The organism is Saccharothrix sp. NRRL B-16314 (assembly GCF_000716595.1).
In the GTDB taxonomy this organism is placed as follows: Bacteria; Actinomycetota; Actinomycetes; order Mycobacteriales; family Pseudonocardiaceae; genus Actinosynnema.
Genome location: NZ_JNXC01000001.1, coordinates 494,377 through 521,373 on the forward strand (window position 1 = coordinate 494,377; position 26,997 = coordinate 521,373).

The following is a 26,997-nucleotide window of genomic DNA, read 5'->3' on the forward strand; positions in this document are numbered from 1 at the left end:
CCGAGGAGACGCATCATGGGCGGGTGAACACGGGGGTAACCGAACGCGTCGCGCGTTTCCGCGACCAGTACTGGGAGCGGGGCGAGCCGGGACGCGAGACGCCGCCGGCTCTCGTCGCCGCGCTCTACCAGCTCTGGCTGGTCGGGCTGCTGCTGAAGCTGATCGGCTCGTCGTGGGACGTGGCCTGGCACTTCAAGTGGCTGCGCGACGAACTGGCGCCACCGCACCTGATCAACACCTTGGGCACGGTGATCGTGGTCGGGTTGACCCTGTTCCACACCTACACCGGCTACGGGGCGGACAAGACCGCGTTGCGGCTGATGCAGGCGGGCACCGGCGTCTTCCTGGTCGCGCTGCCCATCGACCTGATCAACCACCGGATCAACGGCCTGGACATCACGTCGTGGAGCGGGTCGCACGCCCTGCTGTACCTGGGCACGGCGATCATGCTGGCCGGCGCGATCCGGGGGTGGGTCAAGCTGTACCCGGCGGGCCGGTGGCGGGTGCCCGGCCTGGCCGCGCTGTGGTTCTTCTTCCTGGAGAACATCTGGTTCCCGAACCAGCACCAGGAGTACGGCGTGCTGGAGATCGCCTCGTGGGACCGCGGCGACCCGTACGCCGAGCCGATCCTGCTCCAGTTCGCCGCCGACCAGATCGGCCGCCCGGTCGACCGCGAGTCGATCGTCCAGTTCTCGCTGCCCATCCCGGACTGGGTCTACCCGGTCTGGGGCCTGGTCGCGGCGGCCCTCGTGCTGGTCTTCGCACGGCGCACGCTCGGCATGAGGTGGGCCGCGACGGCGGTCGCCGGCGGGTACGTCGCCTACCGCTGCCTAATCTGGCCGCTGCTCGCGGGCGCCGACTTCCCGCTGTCCGCCGTGCCGCTGTTCCTGGTGCTCGTCGGCTTCGCCGTGGACGCCGCCCACCTGGGCCGGGTGCCCGCGCCGGTGGCCGCGATCCTCGGTGCGGCTGCCGTCACCGGCCTCGGTTACGGCGGCATCCGGGCCCAGCAGGCGTTGGACGCCGCCCCGCCGATCCTCTACCCGTCGGCCGCCGTGACGTTCGTGGTCCTCGCCGCCCTGTGGTTGCTGGCCGACCGGGTCAAGGTGGGGAAGACCCCCGCACCGTCACTGGTGTCCGCCTGATTCACCCGCAGCCGACTTCCCCGAAGGATTGATCACCTCGGATCAACCAACGGGGGAGTCGGATGAGGACACTTCTGCGCACCACGACGGCAGCCGTCGCCGCCACCGCGGTGCTCACCACGGGCGCCGTCACGGCGTCCGCGACGGACCGGCTCGCCGGTCTCGCCGACGGCCTGGTCGCGGCGGGCGCGCCGGGGGTCGTCGTCCGGGTGGACGACGGGCGCCGGGTCACCGAGCTGGCCCGCCAGGCGCGCTGGACCACCCAGGACCACCGCCTGCGCCCGACCGACCAGTTCCGGATGGCCTCGAACACGAAGACGGTGACGGCGACGATCGCCCTCCAGCTGGTGGCGGAGGGCACGCTGACCCTGGCCGACCCGGTGGAGGAGTGGCTGCCGGGCACCGTCCCGAACGGCGGTGCGATCACCGTCGAGATGCTGCTCAAGCAGACCAGCGGCCTGTACGACTTCCTCGACGACCCGAGGTTGGTGCCGCTCGTCATCGGCCGGGAGCGGCACCGCTGGCAGCCCGCCGAGCTGGTCGCCGTCGCCGCCGAGCACCCGCCGCTCTTCGCACCGGGCGAGCGCTGGGACTACAGCAACACGAACTACACGCTCGCCGGCATGGTCCTGGAGAGCGCGTCCGGCCGGACCTACGCCGACCTGGTCGAGCAGCGCGTCCTCCGGCCGCTCCGGCTCACCGACACCCGCGTGCCGACCGACGCGACGTTCCCCGGCCGCCACGCGCACGGCTACGAGCCGGACGCCGAGCACCTGGCGCCGCACCTGCCGCCCGGCACGCCTCCGGGCACCGGTTTCGCCGGTCCCGAGCACGACGAGCACGTGGACGTCACCGGCATCGACATCAGCCCGGCGTGGGCGGCGGGCGGCATGACGTCGACGGCCCGCGACTGGCAGCGCTTCCAGTCCGCCCTGTTCTCCGGCCGGCTGCTCCCGCAGGAGCAGTTGCGGGACATGCTCTCGACCGTCCCGCAGGACCAGGGCACCGACCGCTACGGCCTCGGCGTGATGGAGATCAGCACCCCGTGCGGCACGGTCTGGGGCCACACCGGCGGCCTGCCGGGCTACTCCAGCTACAACTTCGCCGACCGCACCGGCACCCGCACCGTCTCCGTCCTCACCACGAGGATGAAACTCTTCGCCCCCGAGAACGCCGCAGCCGAAAAGGCTCTCTTCGAGGCCGCCGTCTGCCGCATGTACTCCTGACGAAAAGCGGAAGGCCTCCCTCCGGGAACACCGGGGGGAGGCCTTCGCCGTGAACCGTTCGTCAGCCCGCGATCATGCGGCCGGACGACTTCAGGTGCTCGCACGCCTGCGCGATGCGGGCGGCCATGCCCTGCTCGGCGGCCTTCAGGTAGGACCGCGGGTCGTAGGCCTTCTTGTTGCCGACCTCGCCGTCGATCTTCAGCACGCCGTCGTAGTTCGAGAACATGTGACTCACGATCGGCCGGGTGAACGCGTACTGCGTGTCCGTGTCGATGTTCATCTTGATCACGCCGTACGTCAGCGACTCGTGGATCTCCTCCAGCAGCGAGCCGGAGCCGCCGTGGAAGACCAGGTCGAACGGCTTGGAGCCGGCCGGCAGGCCCAGCTTCTCGGCCACCACGTCCTGACCCTGCTTCAGGATCTCCGGGCGCAGCTTCACGTTGCCCGGCTTGTACACGCCGTGCACGTTGCCGAACGTCGCCGCGACCAGGTAGCGGCCCTTCTCACCGGCGCCGAGGGCGTCCACCGTCTTCAGGTAGTCCTCGGGCGAGGTGTACAGCTTGTCGTTGATCTCGTGCGCGACGCCGTCCTCCTCGCCACCGACGACACCGACCTCGATCTCGAGGATGATCTTCGCCTTGGCGGTGAGGTCCAGCAGCTCCGACGCGATCTTCAGGTTCTCGTCGAGCGGCACGGCCGAGCCGTCCCACATGTGCGACTGGAACAGCGGGTTGAGCCCGCGGTCCACCCGCTCCTGGCTGATCGCGACGAGCGGGCGCACGTAGCCGTCGAGCTTGTCCTTGGGGCAGTGGTCGGTGTGCAGCGCGATGTTCACCGGGTACTTCTCGGCGACCACGTGCGCGAACTCCGCCAGCGCAACCGCGCCGGTCACCATGTCCTTGACCTTGGTGCCCGAGGCGAACTCGGCACCACCGGTCGAGACCTGGATGATCCCGTCGCTCTCGGCTTCTGCGAAACCACGCAGGGCCGCATTGAGGGTCTCGGACGAGGTGACGTTGATCGCGGGGTAGGCGAACTCGTTCGCCTTCGCGCGGTCGAGCATCTCGGCGTAGACCTCGGGGGTTGCGATGGGCATCGGTGGGTCCTCCTCGGGTGCCCGGAACGCGGTGTCGGCAGCATCCTACGGGCACCACCCGGCGAGAGAAGTCGATCAACGGCATAGTGGTCCCATGGCGACCGCGCGGTGGAACGGCGAGATCATCGCCGAGAGTGAGAAGACCGAGATGGTGGAGGGGAACCACTACTTCCCCCCGGAGTCGGTGCACGCCCAGTACCTCAGGCCCTCGGACACCACGTCCGTCTGCCCCTGGAAGGGCACGGCTAGCTACTACACGCTGCACGTGAAGGGTGAGGACAACGCGGACGCCGCGTGGTTCTACCCGGAGCCCAGCCCGGCGGCGGCGAACATCAAGGGTCACGTCGCGTTCTGGAAGGGCGTCGAGGTCTCCGAGTAGGAGGCCCCGGACCCTGTGACCGACCTCACCCCGGCCGGCCCGCACCTCGGCGCCGGCATTTAGTCCTGGCTGCTCCATTCGGCTCGGCGCGGCGCCGGACCTAGCTTCGCGGCATGACGAAACTCGGAACCAGCGACCTCGACGTGTCGCGCCTGTGCCTGGGTGGCAACGTCTTCGGGTGGACCGCCGACCAGGAGACCTCGTTCGCCGTGCTGGACGGGTACGCGCGGGCCGGCGGCAACTTCGTGGACACCGCCGACTCGTACTCGGCGTGGGCCGAGGGCCACTCCGGCGGCGAGTCGGAGACGATCATCGGCAAGTGGCTCGCGAGCCGCGGCAACCGCGACGGGATCGTCGTCGCCACGAAGGTCGGCATGCTCCGCGGCGCGGACGACCTCAAGGCGGCCACCATCGAGCGCTCCGCCGAGGACTCCCTGCGCCGCCTGGGCGTCGACCACATCGACCTCTACTACGCGCACCGGGACGACCCCGGCACGCCGCAGGAGGAGACCCTGGCCGCGTTCGACCGCCTGGTGCGGGCGGGCAAGGTCCGGCACGTCGCCGCGTCCAACTACACCGCCGAGCGCCTCACGTCCGCGCTCGCCGTGGCCGAGCGCGAGGGCTTCGCCGGGTTCGTCGCGCTCCAGCAGGCCTACAACCTGGTCGACCGGTCCTACGAGGGCGAGCTGTCCCGGGCGGTCGCCGACAACGGCCTGTCCTCCGCGCCGTACTGGGGCCTCGCGAAGGGCTTCCTGACCGGCAAGTACCGGCCGGGCGTCGAGGTCGAGAGCGCGCGGGCCGCCGCCGCCTCGAAGTACCTGGACGAACGGGGCCTGCGCATCCTCGGCGCGCTGGACGAGGTCGCCGGCAACCACGGCACCACCCAGGCGGCGGTCGCGCTGGCGTGGCTGGCCGAGCAGCCGACGGTCGCCGCGCCCATCGCGTCGGCGCGCACGGCGGACCAGCTCGCGGACCTGCTGCCCGCCCTCAGCCTGGAGCTGAAGGCGGACGAGGTCGAGGCCCTGACCACCGCCAGCCGAATTTAACTCTTCAGTAGCTTACTCGCGGTAAGTTGCGTTACGGTGACCTCCCGGCACAGCAGCCTGAGGAGGTCACCGTGGACGTTGCGGGCAAAGTCGTCCTGATCACCGGCGCGGCGAGGGGCATCGGCGCGGAGGTGGCGCGGCGCCTGGCCGCGAAGGGCGCGAAGCTCGCCCTGGTCGGCCTGGAGGGCGATCGGCTGCGCGAGGTCGCCGAGGAGTGCGGCGGCAGGGCGTGGGAGGCCGACGTCACCGACTGGGCGGCGTTGGAGGCCGCCGTGAACGGGGTGGTCGACCACTACGGGGGCATCGACGTCGTCCTGGCCAACGCGGGCATCGCCGCGACGGGCTTCGTCCGCTCGATGGACCCGGCCGCGTTCGAGCGGGTCATCGAGGTCAACCTGCTCGGGGTGTGGCGGACCGTCCGGACGTGCCTGCCGCACCTGATCGCGAGCCGGGGCTACTGCATGGTGGTGTCGTCGCTGGCGGCGATCGTGCACATCCCGGGCAACGCGGCCTACTCCGCCGCGAAAGCGGGCTGCGAGGCGTTCGCGGACAGCCTGCGGGCCGAGGTGCGGCACCTGGGCGTGGACGTCGGCGTGGCGTACTTCTCGTGGATCTCCACCGACATGGTCGACAGCGCCGACAAGCACCCGGTGATCGGACCGCTGCGCGGCGCCATGCCGGGACTGGCGGGCCGGAAGTACCCGGTCGCCGACGTCGGCAAGGCGGTGGTCCGGGCCATCACCCGGCGGTCCAAGGCGGTGCACGTGCCGGGCTGGGTCGGCGGCCTGAAGTTCTTCCGGGCGTTCACCCCGGCGGCGGTCGAACGGCGGGCGCCCAAGTCGTTGCCCGCCGCCGACCGCGAGATGGCGGAGCGCGATTCGTCCGGCCTCGTCGGACCGGGCGGTGCCGCCGCCGCCGCCGTCAGGAAGGACCCGGACCCGGCCGCCTAGACCGGCTCCGGCCGGCCCCGCTGGTCAGACCCAGGTGCCCAGCAACGTCTGCCACTCGTGCACGCGCGTCTCGGCGATCACGCCGGCGGACGTGTACGGGTCGGCGGCGAGGATCTCGCGCAACTCGTCCTCGTCCGCCGCCTCGTAGACCAGCAGGGCGCCGGTCTGGTCCGCGTAGGGGCCCGAGACGAGCAGCGCACCCCGTTCCACCAGCGTCGCCAGGTAGTCCCGGTGCGCGGGCCGGACCGCCAGCCGGGCGTCCTCGTCGTCCCCGTAAACCAACTCGACCGCGAACCTGGCCATCGAAACCCCGTCTCCGTTGTGCAGCGCCGCGCCGAAGCTACCCGGCGAGGAGGTAACGTCACTTCCGTGGTCGGTGCGGATGGGAACAGCGGTGGCATCGCGCGTGTCCAGGACACGCTGACGAACCTGCGCATCCAGGACGGCGCGGCCCCGGCCCCGACCGGCCCGCTGACCTTGGAAGACCTGTACCGCCAGCACCGGATGCGGCTGGTCAGGCTGGCGCTGCTGCTGGTCGACGAGCCGGCGACGGCGGAGGACGTGGTGCAGGAGGCGTTCACCGGCCTGCACCGGAACTGGTCCAACCTCCGGGACGCGCAGGCGGCCGTCGGCTACCTGCGGACGGCGGTCGTCAACGGGTCGCGCAGCGTGCTCCGGCGGCGCAAGACGGCCCGCGACTACACCCCGCCGCACGTGGCCAACGCCAGGTCGGCGGAAAGCCTCGCCATGCTCACCGCCGAGCACCAGGCGGTGGTGGCGGCGTTGTCGCAGCTGCCGCCGAGGCAGCGTGAGGTGCTCGTGCTGCGGTACTACGGCGACTTGTCGGAAGCCGAGATCGCCGAGGCCACCGGCATCAGCAAGGGCACGGTGAAGAGCACCGCCAGTCGGGCCCTGGACGCCCTGCAGAAGATCATGGCCGGTCGCTGAGCGAGCGGTAGGCCCACAAGCACCTGCCCCGCGCCGCCCAGCCGTGGACGCGGGCGCTGCGGACAGTTCCTCGTCCGGTGTTCCCCGCGCTCGACGCACCGCCCGCTCCGGCGTGCCCGGACGTCTCCGGCACCGCTTACCACGGCGTGCGCGACCTCACTGGACTAGCCCAATCCGCTACTTGGTATAGACCAATGCCGGTCGCATGCCGCACTATCGGTCCTCGTGGCGCGCACAAGACACGTGATAGCCGTCGACGTCGGCGGAACCGAGACCAAGGCCGCTCTGGTCACCGGCACCCCCACCGGGGTGCGGCCGGTGAAGCAGCAGCGACGTCCCACCAGGCACGGCGGGGACGCCGTGGTCGAGGACGTCACCGGCCTGGTCGACGAACTGCGCGCCGCCTCCGAGCACCCCGTCGACGCGATCGGCGTGGTCGTGCCGGGCATCGTGGACGAAGCCGCCGGCACCGGCGTCTACTCGGCGAACCTGGGCTGGCGGAACCACCCGTTCAGGACACGCCTGGAGGCGGCCACGAACCTGCCCACCGCCTTCGGCCAGGACGTCCGCGCCGGTGGCCTGGCCGAACTCCGCCAGGGCAGCGCCAAGGGCCTGCGCAACGCGGTGATCCTGCCGATCGGCACCGGTATCGCCGCCGCGCTCGTCCTGGACGGCCGGATCTCCACCGCGCCGGGCGAGATCGGGCACGTGGACGTCGGGCACGGCGACCCGTGCGCCTGCGGGCAGACGGGGTGCGTCGAGGCGAGGGCGAGCAGCGCGGCCATCGCCCGCCGCTACACCCGGCGCACGAACCGGCCCGTCAACGGCGCCGCGGACGTCGCCCGACTGCTCGATTCGGGCGACACGGACGCGGCGGCGGTGTGGACCGAGGCCGTGGACGCGCTCGCGAAGGGCATCCTGCTGCTGGCCGCGTTGTTGGGACCGGAGGCCGTGGTGCTGGGCGGTGGCCTGGCACTGGCGGGTCCGTTGCTGACGGACCCGCTGGGTGGACGACTGGACGAGCTGACGACGTTCCAGCGACGCCCGGAACTGCGGCCGGCGGCGTTGGGCGACGAGGCCGGGTGCCTCGGAGCCGCGCTGCTGGCCATCGACATGCTGGAGGACAGATGAGCACGTGGGGTGGACCCGTGGACGTGACCCTGACCGGTGGTCGGGTCGTCACGCCCGACGGGGTGCTCGAACAGGGGTGGGTCGCGGTGCGCGACGGCCTGATCGCGGCCGTCGGCGACGGGGTGGCGCCGGACGGCCCGACCCGGGACGTGGGCGGGGCCTGGCTGGTACCGGGTTTCGTGGACATCCACTGCCACGGCGGCGGCGGTGAGGCGTTCACCAGCGCCGACCCGGCCCGGGTGATCAAAGCGGCGAACGCGCACCGCCGGCACGGCACCACCACGCTGCTGGCCAGCCTGGTGTCCCGACCGATCCCGGAACTGGCCGACCAGGTCAAGGCGCTGACCGAACTCGTGCGGGACGGCGTCGTCGCCGGCATCCACCTGGAAGGCCCGTTCCTGTCCGCCGCCCGCTGCGGCGCGCACGACCCGGCCATCCTGTGCCCGCCGGACCGGGCGTCGATAGACCGGCTGCTCGACGCGGGCGACGACACCGTCCGGATGATCACCGTCGCGCCCGAGCTCGAACACGGCGTCGACGCGGTCCGCCACCTGGTGGACAGCGGCGTCCTGGCCGCGATCGGCCACACCGACGCCACCGAGGCGCAGATCCGCCCGGCCGTCGAGGCCGGCGCGACCGTCGCCACCCACCTGTTCAACGGGATGCGCCCCCTGCACCACCGCGAACCCGGCCCGATCGGCGCGCTCCTGGACGACGAGCGCGTCACCGTCGAGCTGATCTGCGACCTGGTGCACCTGCACCCGACCGCGGTCCGCCTGGCCGCGCGGCACGCGGGCGTGCGGCGGACCGTCCTGGTCACGGACGCGATCGCGGCGGCGGGCGTCGGCGACGGCGTCTACGACGTCGGCGGTCTCGAAGTGCGGGTGGTGGACGGCGTGCCGACGCTCGCCGGCGGCGCGTCCCTCGCGGGCAGCACGCTGACGATGGACGCCGCCTTCCGCAACGCGGTCCAGTCGTGCGGCCTCACCGTGGAGGAAGCCGTGCACGCCACGTCCACCCGGCCGGCGCGGCTGCTCGGCCTCCAGGACGCGACCGGCGAGCTGCGGGTGGGTCTGGCGGCCGACATCGTGGTGCTGGACGCCGAGTTGAAGCCGCGCGAGGTCATGGCGCGCGGCGCGTGGGTGGCCGCCGGTGGAGCGGGAGTTCAGGCGAAAGAGTGACAGACTGACCACGTGCCCGATGACCACGAGAAGCTGGTGGCCGACGCCCTCCGCGCGCAGGCCACCAGCTCCGGCGCGCACCCCCACCAGCCCGTCCGCGAGGCCCGCCCGTCGCTCGGCGCGGGGTGGGTGCTGCTGCTCGCGGTGCTGCTGGGGTTGGCGGCCGGCACGGTCGTCGCGGTAATCACGCTCGGTTGAGGCCTGTACCGTGGTCGCCGTGACGGTCGCGCTCACCTCCACGGTTGCCCTCGGTCCGGACTGGCTCGACCCGCAGGTCCTGCTCCAAGGGCTCGGGCCCTACATGCTGATCGGGTTGTGCTTCATCATCTTCGCGGAGTGCGGCCTGCTGGTGGGCTTCTTCCTCCCCGGCGACTCGCTGCTGTTCACCGCGGGGCTGTTCGTCGCCTCCGGGCTGCTGGAGTACCCGCTGTGGCTGGTGTGCCTGCTGCTCACGGTGTGCGCGCTGGTGGGCAACGTGGTCGGCTACTGGATCGGCTACCGGGCGGGCCCGGCGCTGTTCAGCAAGCCCGAGTCGAAGATCTTCAAGAAGGAGTACGTCGACAAGACGCACGAGTTCTTCGACAAGTACGGCGCCCGCGCGATCGTGATGGCCCGGTTCGTGCCCATCGTGCGGACGTTCATCACCGCCATGGCGGGCGTCGGCCGGATGGACCCGCGCAAGTACTTCACGTACTCGCTCATCGGCGGCGTCGCGTGGGCCGCGGGCCTCACGGTCCTGGGCTACTTCCTCGGCCAGATCCAGTTCGTCCGCGACAACCTCGAGATGATGCTGATCCTGATCGTGCTGCTCTCGGTGGTGCCGATCATCATCGAGGTGATCAAGGCGCGGCGGGAGAAGAAGTCGCTGCTCGCCCAGGAGGCGGCCGACATCACCCAGGTCATCGCCGCGGTGGACGAGACCCAGCAGATCAAGCGGATCGACTAGCGGTCCGGCTCGAACATCGAGCCGGGGTTGAACAGGTTCTCCGGGTCCAACGCGCGCTTGATCCCGCGGTGGACCCGCAGGCCGACCGGCCCGATCTCCTTGGCCAGCCACTCGCGCTTGATCTTGCCGACGCCGTGCTCGCCGGTGATGGTGCCGCCGAGCGCCAGCCCGAGCGCCAGGATCTCGTCGAACGCCCGCTGCGCACCGGCGAACTGGTCCGCCGACGACGGGTCGTAGACGATCGTCGGGTGCATGTTGCCGTCACCGGCGTGCCCGACCACGGCGATGCGCAGCCCGACCGACTCGCTGATCCGCTCGCACCCGGCGATCAGGTCGGCGATCCTGGTCCGCGGCACGCACACGTCGTCGGTGAGCCACGCGCCGTAGACCTCCAGCGCGGTCAGCACGGACCGCCGCGCGGTCAGCAGGTCACGGCCTTCGCCCAGGTCCTCGGTCGCGTAGACGAGGTCCGCGCCCGCCGCCACGCACGCCTGCTCGATCGCCGCCAGTTCCCGGCGCCCCGCCTCACCGCCCGAGTCCGACTGGCAGAGCAGCAGCGCCGCGCCCGCGTTCAGGTCGGTCTTGAGGTACTGCTCCACGGCCAGGATGGACGTCCGGTCCATGATCTCCATCAGCGACGGCACGATGCCCTCGGTCACCACCCGGCTCACCGCGACACCCGCGGCGGCCGTGCTGCCGAACGCGGCCACCATCGTCACCGGGGCCTGCGGCAACGGCCGCAGCGCCAGGGTGGCGCGGGTGATCACGCCGAGGGTGCCCTCGCTGCCGACGAACAGCTTGGTCAGGTCGTACCCGGCCACGCCCTTGACGGTCCGCCGGCCGGTCCGCAGCAGCTCGCCGTCCGCGAGCACCACGTCCAGCCCGAGCACCGAGTCGGTGGTCACGCCGTACTTCACGCAGCACAGCCCGCCGGCGTTGGTGGAGAGGTTCCCGCCGATCGTGCACCAGTCGTAGCTGGACGGGTCGGGTGGGTAGAACAGCCCGTGCTTCTCCACCGCGTCGCGCAGGTGGAGGTTCACCACCCCCGGCTCGACCACGGCCAGCCGGTTGTCCGGGTCGACCTCCAGGATGGCGTTCATCTTCGTCATCACGAGGACCACGCAGCCCTCGACGGCGTTCGCCGCACCGGACAGGCCGCTGCCGGCCCCGCGCGGCACGATCGGCGTCCGGGCCTTCGCGCACGCCCTGACCACCGCCTGCACCTGCTCGGTCGACGTCGGCAGCACGACGGCCAGCGGCCTCCCGTGGGGTGCCAGCGGCATCATGTCGCGCCGGTAGCTCGCGGTGACGTCGACGTCGGTCAGCACCGCGTCGGCGCCGACGGCGGAGCGGAGTTCGGCGAGCAGGGACTCCATGCACCCACGCTAACCCCGCAACCGCCGATCACTCCAGTACGTGTTCGGGTCCGCACGGTGCGCCACGACGCCGAGGCTTCGGCAACGCGTTATCCCCATGTCGCCCAGTCGACACCGCGGTCCCACGTAGGCTGCCCTTGTGGTGTTGTCCGCATCGACCGAAGCAGCAGCGTTCATCGACCTGGATTCCGCAGGGCCGCTGGCCGTGTGGCTGATCACGCTGAGCTTCATCTTCTTCGAGTGCGCGTTCATCTTCGGCCTGTTCCTGCCGGGTGACTCGCTGCTGTTCGCCGCCGGTGTGGTGCTCGCGTCGCACGACGGTGAACTGTCGGCCTGGCTGCTGTCGCTCGCCGCGCTCATCGTGGCCGTCGTCGGCAACCAGATCGGCTACTACATCGGCCGGCACACCGGGACGCGACTGCTCGCCCGTCGCGGCGGCAAGGTGCTCAACAAGGAGAACCTGGCGAAGGCCCGGGACTTCCTGGACCGGCGGGGCTTCTGGGCCATCGTGCTGGCCCGCTGGATCCCGTGGGTGCGCACGCTGGCGCCGATGATCGCCGGCGCGGCCCGGATGGACCCGAAGCGGTTCATGCTCGCCACGACCCTCGGCGCGATCGCCTGGGTGCCGACGCTGGTCCTGGCCGGCTACTACGGCGCCGGGCTGCTGACGGCCGTGCCGTGGCTGGAGACGGCCGCCGTGGTCATCAGCATCGCCTTCTTCGTCGGCGGCACCGGCTACGGCTTCTACCGCTACCGCCAGGAGATGAAGAAGCCGGTGGACGAGGACGCGGTCGTCGTCCGGCAGAGCTGACGGGCGTCACAGCACGTCACGGCCGGGCGTCGCAGCACGTCACAGCACTTCCGTGATCAGCAGGTCGGCGGCGGACTTCGACGCGTTCACCATGAGCGCGTTGACGTGGTCCGTCCCGTGCATCACGCGTTCCCTGGCGTCCTCCTCGGACCGCCCGTAGCGGACGTGCCGGTCGATCAGCCGGGCCACCCGCAGGTCCTCGTCGATCATCAGGAACCACGCCTCGTCCAGCACGACCCGCACGCGCTTCCACTTGTCGTACTGGAGCAGCAGGTAGTTGCCCTCGGTGACGACCAGCGGCACGGAGGGGTCGACCGGCACCGCGCAGGCGATCGGCTCCTCGATCTCGCGGCGGAACTCCGGCGCGTACACGACGTCCGGCCCGCACGCCTTCAACCGGCCGAGCATGTCGACGTAACCGGGGATGTCGAACGTGTCCGGCGCGCCCTTCCGGTCGGCGATGCCCAGCCGTTCCAGCTCGGCCTGTGCCAGGTGGAAGCCGTCCATCCCGACCAGCACGGCGTCCTCGCCGAGCGCGTCCACCAGCCGGCGGGCCAACGTCGACTTGCCCGAGCCCGGCGCGCCGCCGATGCCGAGCAGCCGGCGCTCACCGGTGTCCACCAGCCGCCGCGCGCGCTCGACCAGCTCGTCGAACCTCACCTGCTGTCCTGCCACCGTCCCAGCTCCTCCACCCAGTCCAACGCGGTGTGGCGCACGCGCACCGCGGCGACCTCGTTCGCCCAGCGGACGGCTTCGTCCACCGCCATCCGCTGCGCGACCGCGACCGCCAGCGCGCCGTGCCACACGTCGCCCGCGCCGTTGGTGTCGCGCGCCTCGACAACAGGTACCGGTTGCGCGCCCGTGGCACCACCGCGCGACCAGGTGACGGGACGCGGTCCGTTCGTCCGGATCACCAGCGGCACGCCGCGGTCGTGCACCTCGGCCTCGGACAGCTCGAAGGAGGCCGAGCACGCGGCGACGTCCACCAGGGGCAGCAGGTCGTCCAGCACGGGCTTCCAGCTGCCCGCGTCCAGCACCACCGGCACGCCCGCGCGTCGCGCCAGGTGGGCGGCTCGCAGGGCGAGCGGCCCGAGGTGGCCGTCCACCAGCACCACGTCGGCCGCTCCGACCAGCGCCGGGTCCACCTCGCCGGTGAGCCCGGACTCCGCCGCGTTGCGCGAGACGACGGTCCGCTCGCCGTCCCGCTCCCGCACCACGACCATGCTCAACGCCGGGCCGGCCCCGACCGAGTGCACCTCCACCGGGTGCAGCCGGGACCGCGCGAACCCGCCCAGCTCACCGTCCAGTGCGGTCAGCAGCACCGCGCGGTGCCCGAGGGCGGCTACGGCGCGGGCGGCGTTCGCGGCCGGGCCGCCGGGAGCCAGGTGCACGCCAAGCGACTGCACCTTCTGCCCCGGCCCGGGGAACTCCGCCACCTGCTGGCTGACGTCCACGGTGGTCAGCCCGACACACAGCACAGAAGCCACGGCACGTCCCTCCTACCAGGTAAAGTCCCCACGCAATCGCTTGCGCCGGCCCGAACGGGGACGAGTCCATGGTCACCATGCGGGAGGTCGCCAGTCTCGCCGGCGTCTCCATCACCACGGTCTCACACGTGATCAACGAGACCAGGTCGGTCGCCACCGCCACCCGGGAACGGGTGCTGAAGGCCGTCGAGGAGACGGGCTACACCGGCGACGCCATCGCGCGCTCGCTCGTCACGGGCGGCACGAAGTCGCTCGGCCTCGCGGTGTCGCTGGTGTCGCACCCGTACTTCGCCGAGCTGATCGCCGCGATCGAGAGCGAGGCGACCAGGTCCGGCTACACGCTGGTGCTGATCGACACCCGGGACACCGCCGAGTCGGAGCAGGCGGCGGTCCGGATGCTGCGCTCGCGCCGGGTGGACGGTGTGCTGCTCACGCCGACGTCCGGTTCGGCCGCGCTGCCCGAGCTGCGCCGGCTCGGCGTGCCAACCGTGCTGGTGGACCGGCTCACCGTGGCGCAGGAGGTCGACCAGGTCGGCCCGGAGAACGTGCAGGCCACGTCCACGCTGGTGAAGCACCTCGCGGAGCTGGGGCACCGGCGGATCGGCCTGGTGTGCGGTCCGACGGGCGTGCCGACCACGGACGAGCGCGTGCTCGGCTACCGGCTCGGTCTCGGCCGGGCCGGGTTGGCGTGGGACGAGGAGCTGGTGCGGCCGTCGCTCGACCCGCTGCTCGGGCGCGTCACCGGCGTGGTGGTGAGCGACCACCAGGTGCTGATGGACGTGCTGCGGACAGCTCGCGCGCGGGGCGTGCGGATCGGGTCGGAGCTGGCGCTGGTGGCGTACGACGAGGTCGAGTGGGCCGAGCTGGTCGACCCGCCGCTGACCGCGATGGCGCAGCCGGTGGAGGAGATCGGGCGGATGGCGGTGCGGCTGCTGCTGGCGCGCATCGAGGACCCGACCCGGCCGCCGGAGACGATCCGCCTGCCGCCGGCGTTGCGGCACCGCCGGTCCTGCGGCTGCCACTGACCTCCTCGTCACGGGTAGCGTTGCCGGCGTGCTGCTGCCCGGCCTGGTCTCGGTGACTTTCCGCGCGTTGTCCGTGCCCGAGGTGGTGGCGCTCGCGCTCGACTGCCGTCTCAAGGCCGTCGAGTGGGGCGGTGACGTGCACGTCCCCCTGAACGACCTGGTGGCGGCGAAGGACGCGCGGCAGCGGTGCGCGGACGCCGGGTTGACCGTCTCCTCCTACGGCTCGTACTACCGCGCGGGCGTGACGGACCCGGCCGCGTGGGACGCGGTGCTGGCGACGGCCGTGGAGCTGGGCGCGCCGCAGGTCCGGGTGTGGGCGGGCAACACCGGGTCGGCCACCACGTCCGCCGGGCAGCGGGCTGTCGTGGTCGACGCGATCCGCGCGGCGGCGGACGCGGCCGAGGCGGCGGGGGTGCGCGTGGCGTTGGAGTACCACCCGGACACGTTGACGGACGCGCTGGACTCCGCGACGCGCCTGTTCGCCGAGGTCTGGCACGGTTCGGTGGTGCCGTACTGGCAGCCGGGCGGCGCGCAGGACGTGGCGGACGCGGTGCGGGAGGTGCGGGCGCTGCTGCCCGCGTTGACGACCGCGCACGTGTTCTCGTGGGGTCCGGGCGGCTGGTCCGACCGGCTGCCGCTGGCCGCACGCGAAGACCTGTGGTCGCCCCTGCTGCGGGAGCTGGACCGGGACGGCGTCGACCGGTTCGCGTTGCTGGAGTTCGTCGCCGACGACTCGCCCGCGGCGTTCCGGGCCGACGCCGCGACGTTGCTGGGGTGGCTCAGCGCCGCGGCGGCGTGATCCCGCTGCGCTCCAGCAGGGCGGCGGCCTCCAACGCCATCCACCCGCCCAGCTGGACGGACAGGTCCCGCTCCGGTCCGCCGCGCGAGGGCCGGACGGCCGGCTTCGTCCACTCCGGACCGAACAGCGGCCCGCCCACCACCGCGGTCCGGTTCGCCCACACCGCCTCGGCCGAGCTGAACACGATGTCGGCCGCCCGTGCCGCTTCCGGCCGGTCGAGCCGCAGCGCCGCCTGGGCCAGGTACCGGGTGAGGATGCCGCTGAACAGGCCGCCGTCACCGCCGCCGTGGCCGCGCAGGACGCCGTCGGTGGCGAGGTGCTTGTCCACCGCGCCGACGATCCGCGCCGCCGCGTCCCGGTAGCGGGCGGAGTCCAGCTCCACGCACGCGCCCAGCAGCACGCCCTGGCAGTAGGTGTAGGTGTTCTTCTCGATCTCCCGGACCGAGCCGTCGGGGTGGACGTGCAGCCCGTCCCACGCCAGGCCGGTCTCGCCGTCCACCAGGCTGTCCTCGATCCAGTCCACGACGGACCTCGCGCGGCCGAGGTCGGCCGGGTCGCCGAGCCGGGCGAACAGGATCGCCGCCGGGCCGTTCGCCGGTACGTTCTTGAAGTCGTCGTTCCGCTTCCACCAGATGCCGCCGCCGCCGTGGTCGGTCCAGCCCGAGCGGAGCCGGTCCGCGATGGCGGCGACGGCCCTGGGCTTCGCGATCCCGGCTTCCCGCTCGGCGCGCAGCAGCGCGAGCCCGAGCCACGCCACGTCGTCGTAGTAGTCGTTGGTCCAGCCGACCAGGTTGCGCACCCGGATGCCGCGCACGAGCCGCTTCACCAGCGCCGCCCGTGCCGCGCGTGGTGCGCGGAGCTGCGCGTCGAGGACGCAGTCGAGCAGGTGCGCCTGCCACCAGTAGCCGAACCGGACGTGCAGCCGGCCAGGCCAGTCGACCGGCCACCCGACCACGCCGAGGGCCGTGCCCGGCAGTCCCCAGACCCGGCGCAGGTGCCGGGACTCGACCGCACGTTCGGCGACACCCGCGCGGGCGGCGTGGAGCTTCGGCGTAGTCACGCCACCAGCCTGCCCACTGGATCGCTCAAGAAGCCCGCCGGAACAGCTCCCAGTGGTAGAGGCCCATGGCGACGCTGGTGGTCAGGTTGTAGCTGGACACCTTGGGCCGCATCGGCAACGACACCACCAGGTCCGCCCGCGCCCGCACCTCGTCCGACAGGCCGTGCCGCTCCGACCCGAAGGCCAGCACCGCGTCGTCCGGTATCCGCGCGTCCCGCAGCTCCTGCCCGCCGGCGTCGAACGCGATCACGGTCCCCTCGACGTCCCCGATCCCCGCCAGTCGGCCGACCGGCAGCGCGAAGTGCAGCCCCGCGCTGCCGCGCAGCACGTTCGGGTGCCACGGGTCGACGTCGCCGAGCGAGACGACCCCGCCGGCGCCGAGCCCCGCGGCCACCCGGATCACCGCGCCGAAGTTCCCCAGGTTCCGCGGGTTGTCCAGCAGCACCAACGGCGCGGACCGGTCCACGTCGAGGGTTCCCGGCCGTTCGGCGACCCCGCCGACGCCCGTCGGGTGCGACCGCCCGACCACCCGCAGGAACCCGGCGGCGTCCACCACCTCGGCCCGCTCCTCGAACACGCCGACCAGGTCGGGCGCGTGCGACCGGGCCAAGCCCAGCGCCTTCTCCTTGTCCAGCACCACCACCCGGCCGACCGCGGCCCCGAACCGGACCGCGTGCTTGACCGCGTGGAACCCCTCGAGGATCACTCGCTCGGCCACGTCACCCCCGGCGTTGGAAGACCGGGGCGATCGTAGTCAGGCCGACTCGGCGCCGCGGTGGCCCGGTGCGCTCTGCTCGGCGCGGCGCTTGACGTGGTAACCGACCCACGACGTGACGACGACGAACCCCACCACGACCTGCACCAGCCGCGCGGCGGAATCCGGGTACAGGACGCCGTCGATGTAGGTGTCGATGAAGCCGCTCGCGAGCGGTGGCCGGCCCGCGGCCGTGCGCAGGGTGTTCTCCAGCCAGGTGAGGGGGCAGGCGATCGGGAACATCACGACCAGCAGGCCCCAGGTCGCCATCGCCAGGTGGAAGCGCAGCAGCTTCGGCCACCGCCAGGCCAGGAAGCCGCCGACGACCAGGAACAGCAGGACCCCGAAGTGAACCACCATGACGAGCTCGGCCAACGCGCGCGCGTTCATAGCGACCTCCCTGTTCCCAGAGTAGGCCGCCAAGCGATCACATGCCCCTCAAATATGAGGGTGTGACGAGGGAGCGGTCAGCCGCGCGGCAGTGCCTGCCAGGGCACCCGGCCCGCCACGTCCAGCAGCAGGTCGGCCAAGTGGCCCAGCGGCGCCTGCACCAGCGGGCCCGGCACGGCGGCGGCGAGGTTGTGCTCGTCGAACGCGATCGCCACCCCGTTCGCCCGCGGGTCGTGCAGCAGCGCCTGCGGCAGGCCCGAGCCGAGCAGCGCCGACGCGAACGCCGGGTTCCGCCGGCGCACCTCGTAGCGCTCGTCGAACGCCGGGTCGCCGCTGGGCACGAACTGCTCGAACAGGCCCCACACGGTGTCGTTGCGCGGGCTGATCAGCACCCACGGCCCCGGCATCGGCCGCGGCACCACGACCACCGCGTAGGTCCGGTACTCCGACGTCACCACGTTGTCCGCGCGGAACACCACCTCGACGGCCAGCACCGGCACACCGCGCCAGTGGCCGACGAGCTGGAACTTCACCCGGCTCCGGTCGGCCTCCAGCATCCGGCCGACCTGCGGCACGCGTTCCTGGAACCCCTGGTCCTCGGCCACGAACCGCCAGCCGAGGGATGCCTCCAGGGCCCGCATCCGCTGCTCCCACTCGCTCACGAACTGCTGGTTCGTGAACGGGTTCCGCTTGCGGCGCGACAGCCCCACCGCGATCCCGGCACCGAGGATCGCCATGATCACCAGGAGCAGGACCAGCGCGAGCACGTCAGGCCAGGCCCAGGTCGGCGAGGTCGAGCAGGTACCGGTACGGCAGCCCGGCGTCCTCGATCACCTCGCGCGCGCCGGTGCCGCGGTCCACGACGGTCGCGACGCCGATCACCGTGGCGCCGCCCTCCCGCAGGGCCTCCACGGCGGTCAGCACGCTGCCACCGGTCGTGGACGTGTCCTCGACCGCCAGCACCCGCTGCCCGGCCACCTCGATGCCCTCGATCCGCCGCTGCATGCCGTGCTGCTTGGCCGCCTTGCGCACCACGAACGCGTCCAGCACCTCACCGGCACCGGCCGCGGCGTGCATCATCGCGCAGGCCACCGGGTCGGCGCCCAACGTCAGACCACCCGCCGCGACGTAGTCCCAGTCGGCGGTGAGCTGCCGGAGCAGCCTGCCGATCAGCGGGGCGGCGGCGTGGTGGAGCGTCGCCCGGCGCAGGTCGATGTAGTAGTCGGCCTCTTTGCCCGAGGACAGCGTGACCTTGCCGTGCACCACGGCCAACTCGCTCACCAACCGCGCCAATTCGGCTTTCGCGGAGGCGTCCAGAACCACTTCAGCTCGCACGGGTCCCAAGAGTGTCATACCGGGCCGTACGCTGGCACACCGTGACCCTTCCCGGCACCGACACCTTCGTCATCGAGCAGCCCTGGGGCGTGCTGCGGCACGTGCTGAGCACCAAGTACCGGAACGACGTCTACGACGGGCGTGGCGGTGCGATCGCGACGGTCTCCGAACGCGGGTTCACTGGACCTCTGCGGAAGCTGTTGCGCGCCACGGCGTTCTCCGGCCGCACCAGGTTCGACCTGGTCCTGTCCGGCCACGGTCAGCAGCTGCTGCTGATCCGCAAGGGCGCCGGGAAGCCGCCGACGGAGGTGGCGCTGCCGAACGGCGCGGTGCTCGGTTCGGTGCGGCAGGAGGGGCACGGCGCGTACGGGCTGCTCGACGCGGGCGGGCAGCGGCTGTGCCTGCTGCACGAGGTGGCGTCGTTCAGCCTGGGTGCGATCACGAAGCGGGACGGGCGGCGGGTGCGGCGGGACGTGCTGAACCTCCGCCCCGGCACGCCGGACCCCGTCCGGTCGCTGGCGATCGCGGCGGCGGTGGCGTACGACGTGGTGCGCGGGGTCGGGACGAACCACACCAGCGGCGGCAGCTTCGACTTCCCCACCCTGACCTGACCCCCGGTCTCGCGGCTGGTCGTGGTGCGGCGAGGCGGCTCACCGTCCGGTGATCCGCCCCGTCCTCGCCCGCCGGCCGGCGCCGGTGTCCGCTGCCACCGACGCCCGACAGCTGCTACCAGGCGTCCTCGGTGAACTTGTTCGGCTCGTCGTCGTCATCGCGGGGACCGCTCGCCCGGGGCGTGCCCGCCGAGATGACGTCCTCGGGGTCGTCGCCCGCCTGGATCGCCGTGTACGCGCGCTGAAGGTCCGGCACACCGGTCTGCAGGGCCTTCTGCACGCCCTCGTCGTCCACCGCGCGCCCGGACGCGATGTCCTCCCAGGACATCTCGCCCGCGTCCACCCGCCGGGCCAGGTCCTTCAGCTCCTTCGGCGCACCCGGGCTGTTGGCGAACCGCGAGATCTCTGCGAAGTCGGCCTGCGTCAGCCCACGGGACCGCATCTGCACCTGGCTCGCCGCACGGGCGGTCTGCTCGACGTTCGCCATCCGCTGTTCCACGTCGGCGACCAGCGCGTCCAACCGGGCCTTGTCGTACGGGAACGTCACTGTCCTCCACCTCCACCGGAGGCCGCCGGAGCGGGTGCGGGCGGCGGTGCTGTGGGCGGCGGCGTGCTGTAACGGCCACTGGCCGCGTTCCCGGCCTTGCCGAGGCTGTAGGCGCCCAACCCGACACCGATCGCGCCGGACTTCGCCGCGGCCACGCCGTTGTCGTACTTCTCCTTGCCGTCCTGGTACCCGTCGACCACGTCCAGCAGGTCGCCGACGTCGCGCACGTCCTTCAGCTTCGACAGCGCGGTGCCCATGGCCACGACGCCGTCGATCATGCCCTGGACGCCCTCGATCAGCGTCTGGATGGAGATGATGATCTTGCGGATGGCGTCCACGATCTGGATCGCGTCGTACACCATCCACACCGCGCGGCCCCAGCCGACGACCGGGATCCACGCCGTCATCGCGGCTTCCATCAGCTTGCCGACGAGCATGTCCAGCAGCGTCAGCGCGAGACCGCACGCGGTGCGGCAGGTGCTCGCGGTCGACCGGAACTGGTTGCCGATGATCCGCGCGATCTGCGAGTCCGCCTCGATGGCGATGACCCACATCGTGCCCATGCGCGTCTCGAACGCCTTGGCCGCGTCGCCGTCCCAGTGCGGCGCCAGCTGCTCGGCGCCCGCGTCCACGTTGTGCCGCACGGAGTCGAGGGCCTTGGCCACCCGGTCCCACGCGTTGGCGTTCTCGTCGATCTTCTCGAAGTCGCCGAGCAGCGGCTTGATCAGCGCGTCCAGCAGGTTCTCGCCGGTGACCTTCTCGTAGATCCAGTTGACGCCCTGGATCTTCCAGCCGGCCTTCTCGATGAGCTCCTTGGTCGACTGCCGACCGGGCCGGTCCTCCGCCGCCGCGCCGAGCGCTGCCGACGGGTCTTCGACGTCCGCGTACGCGGTCATCGGCCACCTCCGAGCGAGGGCGCCTCGGCGACCGAGTGGAGCTGCGCGAGCACCTGGTCGATCAGGTTCATCACCTGCTCCTCGCCCTTCTCGTACATGTCGGCGGCCTGGCTGAGGGACTCGGCTTCCTTGACCATCATCTGGTTCGCGAAGTCGAGCGTCTCCCCGTAGAGGGAGGCGACGCCGGTGACGATGGGCTGCAACAAGGAGAGCAGACCGGTGAAGCCGGAGGTGTCGCCGCCCTTCGTGACCGCGTGCTCCTTGATAGTCATGAAGTGCTGCGCGTTGCGGGTGAGCAACTCGCTGTACCCGCGGAGCTCCGGCGGCTCCACTCTGAACTGTTCGCCCATGGACGGTTCCTCCCTGTTCCAACTAGTGGAGTGGGACGGACCGAACCGGGTTCAGGTTCCCGACGATCTAAGTGCGACCTCGGCCGCCCGCTGCGCGGGAGGCTAGCCGCCGCAGCAAGGCCCGCGGAACGAAACGCGCGAACAGCGTGATGGCCTTGTACTGGGCGCCCGGGATGGACAGCGGCTTGCCCGCGCGCAGGTCGGCGAGCGCGTCGTGCACCACGCGGTCCGCGTCGAGGTAGAGCACGTCGGGCGTCTTCGACATGTCGATCCGCGCGCGCTGGTGGAACTCGGTGCGCACGAAACCCGGGCACAGCGCCATCACGCGCACGCCGGTGCCCGCCGTGGCCATCGCCATGCCCTCGGAGAACGCCGTCACCCACGCCTTGTCCGCGCTGTACGTCGTGCCGCGGCCCGGCAGGAAACCGGCCACGCTGGACACGTTGACCACCGCGCCGCGGCCACGCGCCACCATGCCCGGCAGGGCGGCACGTGTGAGCCGCAGCACACTCGTCACGTTCACGTCGAGCTGGGACTGGAGCGCGAGCGGTGCGGCGGTGAAGAACTCGGCCGAGAGGGCGAAGCCCGCGTTGTTGACCAGCAGGTCGACCTCGCGCTCGGCCAGGAAGGCCTCGACCGCGGCCCGGCCGTCCGCGCTCGCCAGGTCGGCGGGCAACACCTCGGCCTTGATGCCGTGCGCCGCGCGCAGCTTCGCCGCCGTCTCCTCCAGCCGCTCCACCGTGCGGGCGACGAGCACCAGGTCGTGGCCCTCCGCGGCGAGGCGGCGGGCGAACGCGGCGCCGATGCCGGACGTCGCGCCCGTCACCAGGGCGGTCGGCGGCGTCACGGCTTGCGCCCGAACTGCGGGCGGTGCACTTCGCCGCCGGTGTCCGAATCGGGGTCCACCTCGAACGGGTCGATCACGTCGGCCAGCTCGCCGAGGTCGCGCAGCAGCCGTTCCAGCCGGGCGGGCGTGGAGTTGGGCGGCGCGGCGGCCAGCACCCAGTCGTCCTCGAGCCAGACCACGGTGACGTCACCGCCGATCTCCTCGGCGGCGTCCACCAGGTCGGGGGTGATGAGCTTGCGCGCGGCGGGCAGCTCGCTGACGAACGCGTACCGCGAGCCGACCGGGCCGAGCAGGTCGGGCATCTGGTCGCGCTGGAACGGGACGCTGGGCAGCCACAGCTCGACGACCACGGACAACGTCCGCCGGCAGCGCACGCCGACCAGCACCGAGTTGACCTTGCCGCCGGTTTCGTGGTCGAGCACGTAGACCTGGCGGCGGCCGTCCGCGGTGAACGTGGAGCCGGCGACCACGTCCTTGGCGACGCCGGTGCCGTAGTAGGCGATCGCGCCGCTCTCCCAGCGGGTGGGCAGCACGTGGTCGGTCTCCTCGAACTGCCAGCCGCGCAACGCCGCCCAGCGGCGGCGTTCGCGGTTACGCGCGGTTCGTTGCGCCCGGTCGGTGGCGAGCAGGGCGAACCCCGCGACGCCCGCTACCGCGGCGACGGTGAACCAGACCCACGCCGGTATGCCCACGGTGCGAGAGTAGCGGGCGGCGGTGAACAAACGAAGATCACTTGGGGCGTGGTTCGCGCAAACGGATCAAGCTGTTACCCGGATCGCGGAGGTCTGCCGGCGACGTCAGGGCGTCCCCCGGTTGTCCACAGGCCCACCCCTCGTCCACAGCCCACACCCGGACGGCTCGGGCGTGTCGGCCCCTTCTGGCAGTGTGGAAAACAGGGGTCCCCCGGAGAGTTAGGTGCGGTGTGGCCCTTCGCGGCGGTGGAGACCGCTGCGGGAGTTCACGCCGGGTGAGCTCGCGCGGCGGGGGCGACGCCGCCGCGCGGCTCGACGCGCCCGGCGGCCCTTCCCCTCCACCGGCCGTGGTGATCGGGTCGGAGTCGCCGCCGAGTGGGGAGAATCTGGGCTTCCGGCGTCGCGGCGCGTCCCGGTGCGGCACGATGACCGCACCGATCGACGTGACGCGGGAGGCTGGACGTGCCAGGAGGTTGGACCACCCAGCGGTGGACCGGGGTCTTCACCGAGCAGGCCGCGATGTTCCGGGCGGCGGTCGGCAAGGCCGATCCCGCCGCCAAGGTGCCGAGCTGCCCCGGCTGGACGTTCACCGAGCTGACCCTGCACGTCGGGCGGTTCCTGGAGACGTCGCTCGAATACCTCCGCACCGGCAGCACCGTGCAGCTGCGCCTGCCACGCCCGCCCGCCGACGTGCCACCGCTGGAGTACCTGGACGCCCAGCTGGCGAAGGCCGCCGAACTGCTGCCCGCCGTGCCCGGCAACCGCACCGCCTGGACGTTCTCCCCGGCCGCCCCGGACCTCGCGTGGGTCTGGCACCGCCGCATCGCGCACGAGCTGGACCTGCGCCGCTGGGACGCGCAGGCGGCCCTGCGCGAGCTGGTGTCCGGCGACGCGGACTTCGCGGTGGACGGCATCGACGAGGCGCTGACCACCCTGCTCGCCGCCAAGCACTCGACCGACGTGCCGCCGACCGCCAAGGGCACCGCCCTGGTCCAGCTCACGGACGTGCCCGAGGCGTGGGTGGTGACGTTCGCGCCCGGCGTCGTGCCGGAGGTGCGGTCGGCGTGGCCGGGCGAGGAGGCCGATCTCCGGATCACCGGCGAGGCCCAGCTCGTCCACTACGGCCTGTGGGGTCGCCTCCCGCTCAAGCACAGCGGTGACGAGCGGGTCCGGTACGCCCTCAAGCTCGACTGAAGGTGCGTTTGGTCACGTCGCAGGGGTTCTGATGGGGGTAGTACCACCCCCATCAGCCTTACACTCGTGGGTGCAGCCAGACCCTCGTCGCTAGGGAGCACCCGGTGGTCACCGACCATTCAGCAACCGGCCGCACTGACCCCGAAACCCAGGAAGAACGTGAACCCCGCGAGGAATGCGGCGTGTTCGGCGTCTGGGCACCCGGCGAAGACGTCTCGAAGCTCACCTACTACGGCCTGTACGCCCTCCAGCACCGGGGCCAGGAAGCCGCCGGCATCTCGGTCGGCGACGGCAGCCAGGTGGTGGTCTTCAAGGACCTCGGCCTGGTCAGCCAGGTGTTCGACGAGCAGGTGCTCCAGTCGCTGCGCGGCCACGTCGCGGTCGGGCACTGCCGCTACTCCACCACCGGTTCAACCACGTGGGAGAACGCGCAGCCGACGTTCCGCACCACGGCCACCGGTTCCGGGCTGTCCCTCGGCCACAACGGCAACCTGGTGAACACCGCCGAGCTGATGGCCCGCGCCCGCGAGGCGGGCGTCGACACCAGCCACGGCGCGACCACCGACTCCGACCTGATCTGCGGGCTGCTCGCCGCGCAGGCCGCCGACATCGGCATCGAGCAGGCGGCCTTGCAGCTGCTGCCGACGCTGCGCGGCGCGTTCTGCCTCGCGTTCTCCGACGAGTCGACCCTCTACGCGGCCCGCGACCCGCAGGGCGTGCGCCCGCTGGTCCTGGGCCGGCTGGAGCGCGGCTGGGTCGTCGCGAGCGAGACGGCGGCGCTGGACATCGTCGGCGCGTCGTTCGTCCGCGAGGTCGAGCCGGGCGAGCTGATCGCGATCGACGAGAACGGCCTCCGGTCCAGCCGGTTCGCCACGCCCGAGCCCAAGGGCTGCATCTTCGAGTACGTCTACCTGGCCCGCCCGGACACCACGATCGCCGGCCGTTCGGTGCACGCCACGCGCGTGGAGATCGGCCGCCGCCTCGCGGTGGAGCACCCGGTGGAGGCCGACCTGGTCATCCCGGTGCCCGAGTCCGGCACGCCCGCCGCGATCGGGTACGCCCAGGCCAGCGGCATCCCGTACGGCTCGGGCCTGGTCAAGAACGCGTACGTGGGCCGCACGTTCATCCAGCCGTCGCAGACGATCCGCCAGCTGGGCATCCGGCTGAAGCTGAACCCGCTGCGCGACGTCATCCGCGGCAAGCGGCTGGTCGTGGTGGACGACTCGATCGTCCGCGGCAACACGCAGCGCGCGCTGGTCCGGATGCTGCGCGAGTCGGGTGCGCTCGAAGTGCACGTGCGGATCGCGTCGCCGCCGGTGAAGTGGCCGTGCTTCTACGGCATCGACTTCGCCTCCCGCGCCGAGCTCATCGCGAACGGCCTGGACACCGACGGCATCCGCCGCTCGGTGGGCGCCGACTCGTTGGGCTACGTGTCGCTGGAGGAGCTGATCGCGGCCAGCGAGCAGCCGAAGACCCGGCTGTGCTGCGCCTGCTTCGACGGCGACTACCCGATCGAGCTGCCCGACGACGCGCTGATCGGCAAGCACCTGCTCGAAGGGATCCGGGGCGTCGCCGGCTCTGCCGCCCCCGTCCTGACGAACGGGTACGGTGCCGAAGACGCTCTTCAACGGCCCTGAGCGCCGGTTAGGCGGGTGCGCGCCCGTACGCGTGCCCAATGAAGAAACAGATGCCCTGAAAGTGTGGAGCACAGAGACGTGACGGACAGCGCCAAGGCGACCTACGCCGCAGCTGGGGTAAGCATCGAAGCCGGCGACGAGGCGGTGGAGAAGCTCAAGCCGTGGGCGGCGAAGGCGCAGCGTCCCGAAGTGCTCGGCGGCATCGGCGGCTTCGCGGGGCTGTTCCAGCTCAAGCTCGACCGCTGGAAGGAGCCGGTGCTCGCGTCCTCCACGGACGGGGTCGGCACCAAGATCGCGGTCGCGCAGGCGTTGGACAAGCACGACACGATCGGCATCGACCTGGTCGCGATGGTCGTGGACGACCTCGTGGTGTGCGGTGCGGAGCCGCTGTTCATGCAGGACTACATCGCGATCGGCCAGGTCGTGCCGGACAAGATCGCGGCGCTGGTCAAGGGCATCTCCGAGGGCTGCGTGCTGGCGGGGTGCGCGCTGCTGGGCGGCGAGACCGCCGAGCACCCCGGCCTGATGGGCGCGAACGACTACGACATCTCCGGCACGGGTGTCGGCGTGGTCGAGGCGTCCGCGATGCTCGGCCCGGACCGGGTGCGCGCGGGTGACGTGGTGATCGCCATGGGCTCGTCCGGCCTCCACTCGAACGGGTACTCCCTGGCCCGGCACGTGCTGCTGGAGATCGCCCGGATGCCGCTGGAGGGTCACGTCGAGGAGTTCGGCCGCACCCTCGGCGAGGAGATGCTGGAGCCGACCCGGATCTACGCCAAGGACTGCCTCGCGCTGGCCGCCGAGGCGGAGGTGCGCACGTTCGCGCACGTCACGGGTGGTGGCCTGGCCGCCAACCTGGCCCGCGTGCTGCCCGAGGGCCTGCGCGCCGAGCTGAACCGGGGCACGTGGACGCCCGCCCCGGTGTTCGCCCTGATCGCCCAGCGCGGCCGGGTGGAGCGCGAGGAGATGGAGAAGACGTTCAACATGGGCGTCGGCATGGTCGCGGTGGTCGCGCCCGAGGACGTCGACCGCTCCCTGGCCGTGCTCACCGCCCGCCACGTGCCCGCGTGGGTGCTGGGCGAGGTGGTCCGCTCGGACGAGCCGGGTGCCGCCCTGGTCGGCGACCACCCCCGCTTCTAGC

Annotated in this window: 32 protein-coding genes; 17 read left to right on the forward strand and 15 right to left on the reverse strand. The window is 72.0% G+C overall.

Features of this window, described 5'->3' with window-relative positions; all coding sequences use genetic code 11:
* Window positions 1–23 precede the first annotated feature (23 nt).
* Together OQ02_RS02355 and OQ02_RS02360 are read left to right on the forward strand one after the other, a co-directional pair.
* Window positions 24–1,142, forward strand: coding sequence for a hypothetical protein (locus tag OQ02_RS02355; RefSeq protein ID WP_033436471.1), 1,119 nt, complete (start codon window positions 24–26; stop codon window positions 1,140–1,142).
* Window positions 1,143–1,204: 62 nt separating this feature from the next.
* Window positions 1,205–2,368, forward strand: coding sequence for a serine hydrolase domain-containing protein (locus tag OQ02_RS02360; protein ID WP_033436472.1), 1,164 nt, complete (start codon window positions 1,205–1,207; stop codon window positions 2,366–2,368).
* 61 nt (window positions 2,369–2,429) lie between these two features.
* Here OQ02_RS02360 and fbaA read toward each other — a convergent pair whose 3' ends face one another.
* On the reverse strand, window positions 2,430–3,464 hold the full coding sequence (gene fbaA / locus OQ02_RS02365; RefSeq protein WP_033436473.1) for a class II fructose-bisphosphate aldolase: 1,035 nt from the start codon (window positions 3,462–3,464) through the stop codon (window positions 2,430–2,432).
* A 94-nt stretch (window positions 3,465–3,558) separates the two neighbouring features.
* Here fbaA and OQ02_RS02370 point away from each other — a divergent pair, with 94 nt between their 5' ends.
* The 3 genes from OQ02_RS02370 to OQ02_RS02380 all read left to right on the forward strand — a co-directional run bounded on the left by OQ02_RS02370 (window position 3,559) and on the right by OQ02_RS02380 (window position 5,839).
* Entirely contained in the window at window positions 3,559–3,843 is a 285-nt protein-coding gene (locus tag OQ02_RS02370; protein ID WP_033436474.1) for a DUF427 domain-containing protein, read from the forward strand.
* Between the two features lie 113 nt (window positions 3,844–3,956).
* On the forward strand, window positions 3,957–4,889 hold the full coding sequence (locus OQ02_RS02375) for an aldo/keto reductase (protein WP_033436475.1): 933 nt from the start codon (window positions 3,957–3,959) through the stop codon (window positions 4,887–4,889).
* Between the two features lie 71 nt (window positions 4,890–4,960).
* Window positions 4,961–5,839, forward strand: a complete 879-nt coding sequence (locus tag OQ02_RS02380; RefSeq protein ID WP_033436476.1) for an SDR family oxidoreductase — start codon at window positions 4,961–4,963, stop codon at window positions 5,837–5,839.
* 24 nt (window positions 5,840–5,863) lie between these two features.
* On the opposite strand, the gene OQ02_RS02385 is transcribed toward OQ02_RS02380, so the two are convergent.
* Entirely contained in the window at window positions 5,864–6,142 is a 279-nt protein-coding gene (locus tag OQ02_RS02385) for a YciI family protein (RefSeq protein WP_033436477.1), read from the reverse strand.
* 66 nt (window positions 6,143–6,208) lie between these two features.
* Between OQ02_RS02385 and OQ02_RS02390 the strand changes: the two genes are divergently transcribed.
* From OQ02_RS02390 to OQ02_RS02410, 5 genes are all read left to right on the forward strand, one after another.
* Window positions 6,209–6,787: a SigE family RNA polymerase sigma factor gene (locus OQ02_RS02390; RefSeq protein ID WP_051771554.1), complete on the forward strand. Its 579-nt coding sequence runs from the start codon at window positions 6,209–6,211 to the stop codon at window positions 6,785–6,787.
* A gap of 225 nt (window positions 6,788–7,012) precedes the next feature.
* Window positions 7,013–7,918 (forward strand): ROK family protein, encoded by a 906-nt coding sequence (locus tag OQ02_RS02395; RefSeq protein WP_033436478.1) that lies wholly within the window; start codon window positions 7,013–7,015, stop codon window positions 7,916–7,918.
* A complete protein-coding gene (gene nagA / locus OQ02_RS02400; protein ID WP_033436479.1) occupies window positions 7,915–9,099 on the forward strand; it encodes an N-acetylglucosamine-6-phosphate deacetylase in 1,185 nt (394 codons plus the stop codon). Before OQ02_RS02395 ends, nagA begins: the two co-directional genes overlap by 4 nt.
* Before the next feature lie 12 nt (window positions 9,100–9,111).
* Window positions 9,112–9,297: a hypothetical protein gene (locus OQ02_RS02405; RefSeq protein WP_033436480.1), complete on the forward strand. Its 186-nt coding sequence runs from the start codon at window positions 9,112–9,114 to the stop codon at window positions 9,295–9,297.
* Between the two features lie 10 nt (window positions 9,298–9,307).
* Entirely contained in the window at window positions 9,308–10,045 is a 738-nt protein-coding gene (locus tag OQ02_RS02410; protein ID WP_033436481.1) for a DedA family protein, read from the forward strand.
* On the opposite strand, the gene OQ02_RS02415 is transcribed toward OQ02_RS02410, so the two are convergent.
* The gene (locus OQ02_RS02415; protein ID WP_033436482.1) at window positions 10,042–11,421 is read right to left on the reverse strand and encodes an FAD-binding oxidoreductase; all 1,380 of its coding nucleotides are present in this window, start codon (window positions 11,419–11,421) and stop codon (window positions 10,042–10,044) included. The two genes, OQ02_RS02410 and OQ02_RS02415, sit on opposite strands and share 4 nt — an antisense overlap.
* 139 nt (window positions 11,422–11,560) lie before the next feature.
* Here OQ02_RS02415 and OQ02_RS02420 point away from each other — a divergent pair, with 139 nt between their 5' ends.
* Window positions 11,561–12,232 (forward strand): DedA family protein, encoded by a 672-nt coding sequence (locus OQ02_RS02420; protein ID WP_033436483.1) that lies wholly within the window; start codon window positions 11,561–11,563, stop codon window positions 12,230–12,232.
* A gap of 39 nt (window positions 12,233–12,271) precedes the next feature.
* Here OQ02_RS02420 and OQ02_RS02425 read toward each other — a convergent pair whose 3' ends face one another.
* Window positions 12,272–12,907 (reverse strand): nucleoside/nucleotide kinase family protein, encoded by a 636-nt coding sequence (locus OQ02_RS02425; protein WP_231499837.1) that lies wholly within the window; start codon window positions 12,905–12,907, stop codon window positions 12,272–12,274.
* Window positions 12,889–13,710 carry a PfkB family carbohydrate kinase gene (locus tag OQ02_RS02430; RefSeq protein WP_033436485.1) on the reverse strand — a complete coding sequence of 274 codons (822 nt, stop codon included), beginning with the start codon at window positions 13,708–13,710 and terminating at the stop codon, window positions 12,889–12,891. The genes OQ02_RS02425 and OQ02_RS02430 overlap by 19 nt, the downstream gene beginning before the upstream one ends.
* A 77-nt stretch (window positions 13,711–13,787) precedes the next feature.
* On the opposite strand from OQ02_RS02430, the gene OQ02_RS02435 reads away from it, so the two are divergent.
* Window positions 13,788–14,744, forward strand: a complete 957-nt coding sequence (locus OQ02_RS02435) for a LacI family DNA-binding transcriptional regulator (RefSeq protein ID WP_033436486.1) — start codon at window positions 13,788–13,790, stop codon at window positions 14,742–14,744.
* Window positions 14,745–14,772: 28 nt separating this feature from the next.
* Window positions 14,773–15,543 (forward strand): sugar phosphate isomerase/epimerase family protein, encoded by a 771-nt coding sequence (locus tag OQ02_RS02440; RefSeq protein WP_033436487.1) that lies wholly within the window; start codon window positions 14,773–14,775, stop codon window positions 15,541–15,543.
* Here the strand turns inward: OQ02_RS02440 and OQ02_RS02445 are convergent.
* From OQ02_RS02445 to pyrE, 5 genes are all read right to left on the reverse strand, one after another.
* Window positions 15,524–16,603, reverse strand: a complete 1,080-nt coding sequence (locus OQ02_RS02445) for a glycoside hydrolase family 76 protein (RefSeq protein WP_033436488.1) — start codon at window positions 16,601–16,603, stop codon at window positions 15,524–15,526. The genes OQ02_RS02440 and OQ02_RS02445 overlap by 20 nt on opposite strands.
* A gap of 25 nt (window positions 16,604–16,628) precedes the next feature.
* Window positions 16,629–17,321, reverse strand: coding sequence for a TrmH family RNA methyltransferase (locus OQ02_RS02450; RefSeq protein WP_033436489.1), 693 nt, complete (start codon window positions 17,319–17,321; stop codon window positions 16,629–16,631).
* 36 nt (window positions 17,322–17,357) lie between these two features.
* Window positions 17,358–17,747 carry a DUF2784 domain-containing protein gene (locus OQ02_RS02455; protein WP_033436490.1) on the reverse strand — a complete coding sequence of 130 codons (390 nt, stop codon included), beginning with the start codon at window positions 17,745–17,747 and terminating at the stop codon, window positions 17,358–17,360.
* Between the two features lie 77 nt (window positions 17,748–17,824).
* A complete protein-coding gene (locus OQ02_RS02460) occupies window positions 17,825–18,514 on the reverse strand; it encodes a hypothetical protein (RefSeq protein WP_033436491.1) in 690 nt (229 codons plus the stop codon).
* A gap of 1 nt (window position 18,515) precedes the next feature.
* A complete protein-coding gene (gene pyrE, locus OQ02_RS02465; RefSeq protein ID WP_033436492.1) occupies window positions 18,516–19,070 on the reverse strand; it encodes an orotate phosphoribosyltransferase in 555 nt (184 codons plus the stop codon).
* A 53-nt stretch (window positions 19,071–19,123) separates the two neighbouring features.
* Here pyrE and OQ02_RS02470 point away from each other — a divergent pair, with 53 nt between their 5' ends.
* Window positions 19,124–19,693, forward strand: a complete 570-nt coding sequence (locus OQ02_RS02470) for a hypothetical protein (RefSeq protein ID WP_033436493.1) — start codon at window positions 19,124–19,126, stop codon at window positions 19,691–19,693.
* 115 nt (window positions 19,694–19,808) lie between these two features.
* On the opposite strand, the gene OQ02_RS02475 is transcribed toward OQ02_RS02470, so the two are convergent.
* The 5 genes from OQ02_RS02475 to OQ02_RS02495 form a co-directional block, all read right to left on the reverse strand.
* Complete coding sequence (locus OQ02_RS02475) at window positions 19,809–20,240, reverse strand: hypothetical protein (RefSeq protein ID WP_033436494.1); 432 nt, start codon at window positions 20,238–20,240, stop codon at window positions 19,809–19,811.
* The gene (locus tag OQ02_RS02480) at window positions 20,237–21,136 is read right to left on the reverse strand and encodes a WXG100 family type VII secretion target (protein WP_033436495.1); all 900 of its coding nucleotides are present in this window, start codon (window positions 21,134–21,136) and stop codon (window positions 20,237–20,239) included. The genes OQ02_RS02475 and OQ02_RS02480 overlap by 4 nt, the downstream gene beginning before the upstream one ends.
* Window positions 21,133–21,486, reverse strand: a complete 354-nt coding sequence (locus OQ02_RS02485; protein ID WP_033436496.1) for a hypothetical protein — start codon at window positions 21,484–21,486, stop codon at window positions 21,133–21,135. The genes OQ02_RS02480 and OQ02_RS02485 overlap by 4 nt, the downstream gene beginning before the upstream one ends.
* 67 nt (window positions 21,487–21,553) lie before the next feature.
* Entirely contained in the window at window positions 21,554–22,333 is a 780-nt protein-coding gene (locus tag OQ02_RS02490) for an SDR family NAD(P)-dependent oxidoreductase (protein ID WP_033436497.1), read from the reverse strand.
* Window positions 22,330–23,025: a hypothetical protein gene (locus OQ02_RS02495; protein ID WP_033436952.1), complete on the reverse strand. Its 696-nt coding sequence runs from the start codon at window positions 23,023–23,025 to the stop codon at window positions 22,330–22,332. The genes OQ02_RS02490 and OQ02_RS02495 overlap by 4 nt, the downstream gene beginning before the upstream one ends.
* Before the next feature lie 462 nt (window positions 23,026–23,487).
* Here OQ02_RS02495 and OQ02_RS02500 point away from each other — a divergent pair, with 462 nt between their 5' ends.
* The 3 genes from OQ02_RS02500 to purM all read left to right on the forward strand — a co-directional run bounded on the left by OQ02_RS02500 (window position 23,488) and on the right by purM (window position 26,996).
* Window positions 23,488–24,219: a maleylpyruvate isomerase N-terminal domain-containing protein gene (locus tag OQ02_RS02500; RefSeq protein WP_033436498.1), complete on the forward strand. Its 732-nt coding sequence runs from the start codon at window positions 23,488–23,490 to the stop codon at window positions 24,217–24,219.
* A 104-nt stretch (window positions 24,220–24,323) separates the two neighbouring features.
* Window positions 24,324–25,856 (forward strand): amidophosphoribosyltransferase, encoded by a 1,533-nt coding sequence (gene purF / locus OQ02_RS02505; RefSeq protein WP_033436499.1) that lies wholly within the window; start codon window positions 24,324–24,326, stop codon window positions 25,854–25,856.
* A 78-nt stretch (window positions 25,857–25,934) separates the two neighbouring features.
* Window positions 25,935–26,996, forward strand: a complete 1,062-nt coding sequence (purM, locus tag OQ02_RS02510; protein ID WP_033436500.1) for a phosphoribosylformylglycinamidine cyclo-ligase — start codon at window positions 25,935–25,937, stop codon at window positions 26,994–26,996.
* Window position 26,997 lies beyond the last annotated feature (1 nt).

Excerpts from the sequence above, each read along its gene's own strand:
- OQ02_RS02435 (WP_033436486.1), top strand. The coding sequence starts at position 13,788 with ATGGTCACCATGCGGGAGGTCGCCAGTCTCGCCGGCGTCTCCATCACC.
- OQ02_RS02415 (WP_033436482.1), bottom strand. The coding sequence starts at position 11,421 with ATGGAGTCCCTGCTCGCCGAACTCCGCTCCGCCGTCGGCGCCGACGCG.
- fbaA (WP_033436473.1), bottom strand. The coding sequence starts at position 3,464 with ATGCCCATCGCAACCCCCGAGGTCTACGCCGAGATGCTCGACCGCGCG.
- OQ02_RS02385 (WP_033436477.1), bottom strand. The coding sequence starts at position 6,142 with ATGGCCAGGTTCGCGGTCGAGTTGGTTTACGGGGACGACGAGGACGCC.
- OQ02_RS02360 (WP_033436472.1), top strand. The coding sequence starts at position 1,205 with ATGAGGACACTTCTGCGCACCACGACGGCAGCCGTCGCCGCCACCGCG.
- nagA (WP_033436479.1), top strand. The coding sequence starts at position 7,915 with ATGAGCACGTGGGGTGGACCCGTGGACGTGACCCTGACCGGTGGTCGG.
- OQ02_RS02375 (WP_033436475.1), top strand. The coding sequence starts at position 3,957 with ATGACGAAACTCGGAACCAGCGACCTCGACGTGTCGCGCCTGTGCCTG.
- OQ02_RS02480 (WP_033436495.1), bottom strand. The coding sequence starts at position 21,136 with ATGACCGCGTACGCGGACGTCGAAGACCCGTCGGCAGCGCTCGGCGCG.
- OQ02_RS02485 (WP_033436496.1), bottom strand. The coding sequence starts at position 21,486 with ATGGGCGAACAGTTCAGAGTGGAGCCGCCGGAGCTCCGCGGGTACAGC.
- OQ02_RS02455 (WP_033436490.1), bottom strand. The coding sequence starts at position 17,747 with ATGAACGCGCGCGCGTTGGCCGAGCTCGTCATGGTGGTTCACTTCGGG.
- OQ02_RS02370 (WP_033436474.1), top strand. The coding sequence starts at position 3,559 with ATGGCGACCGCGCGGTGGAACGGCGAGATCATCGCCGAGAGTGAGAAG.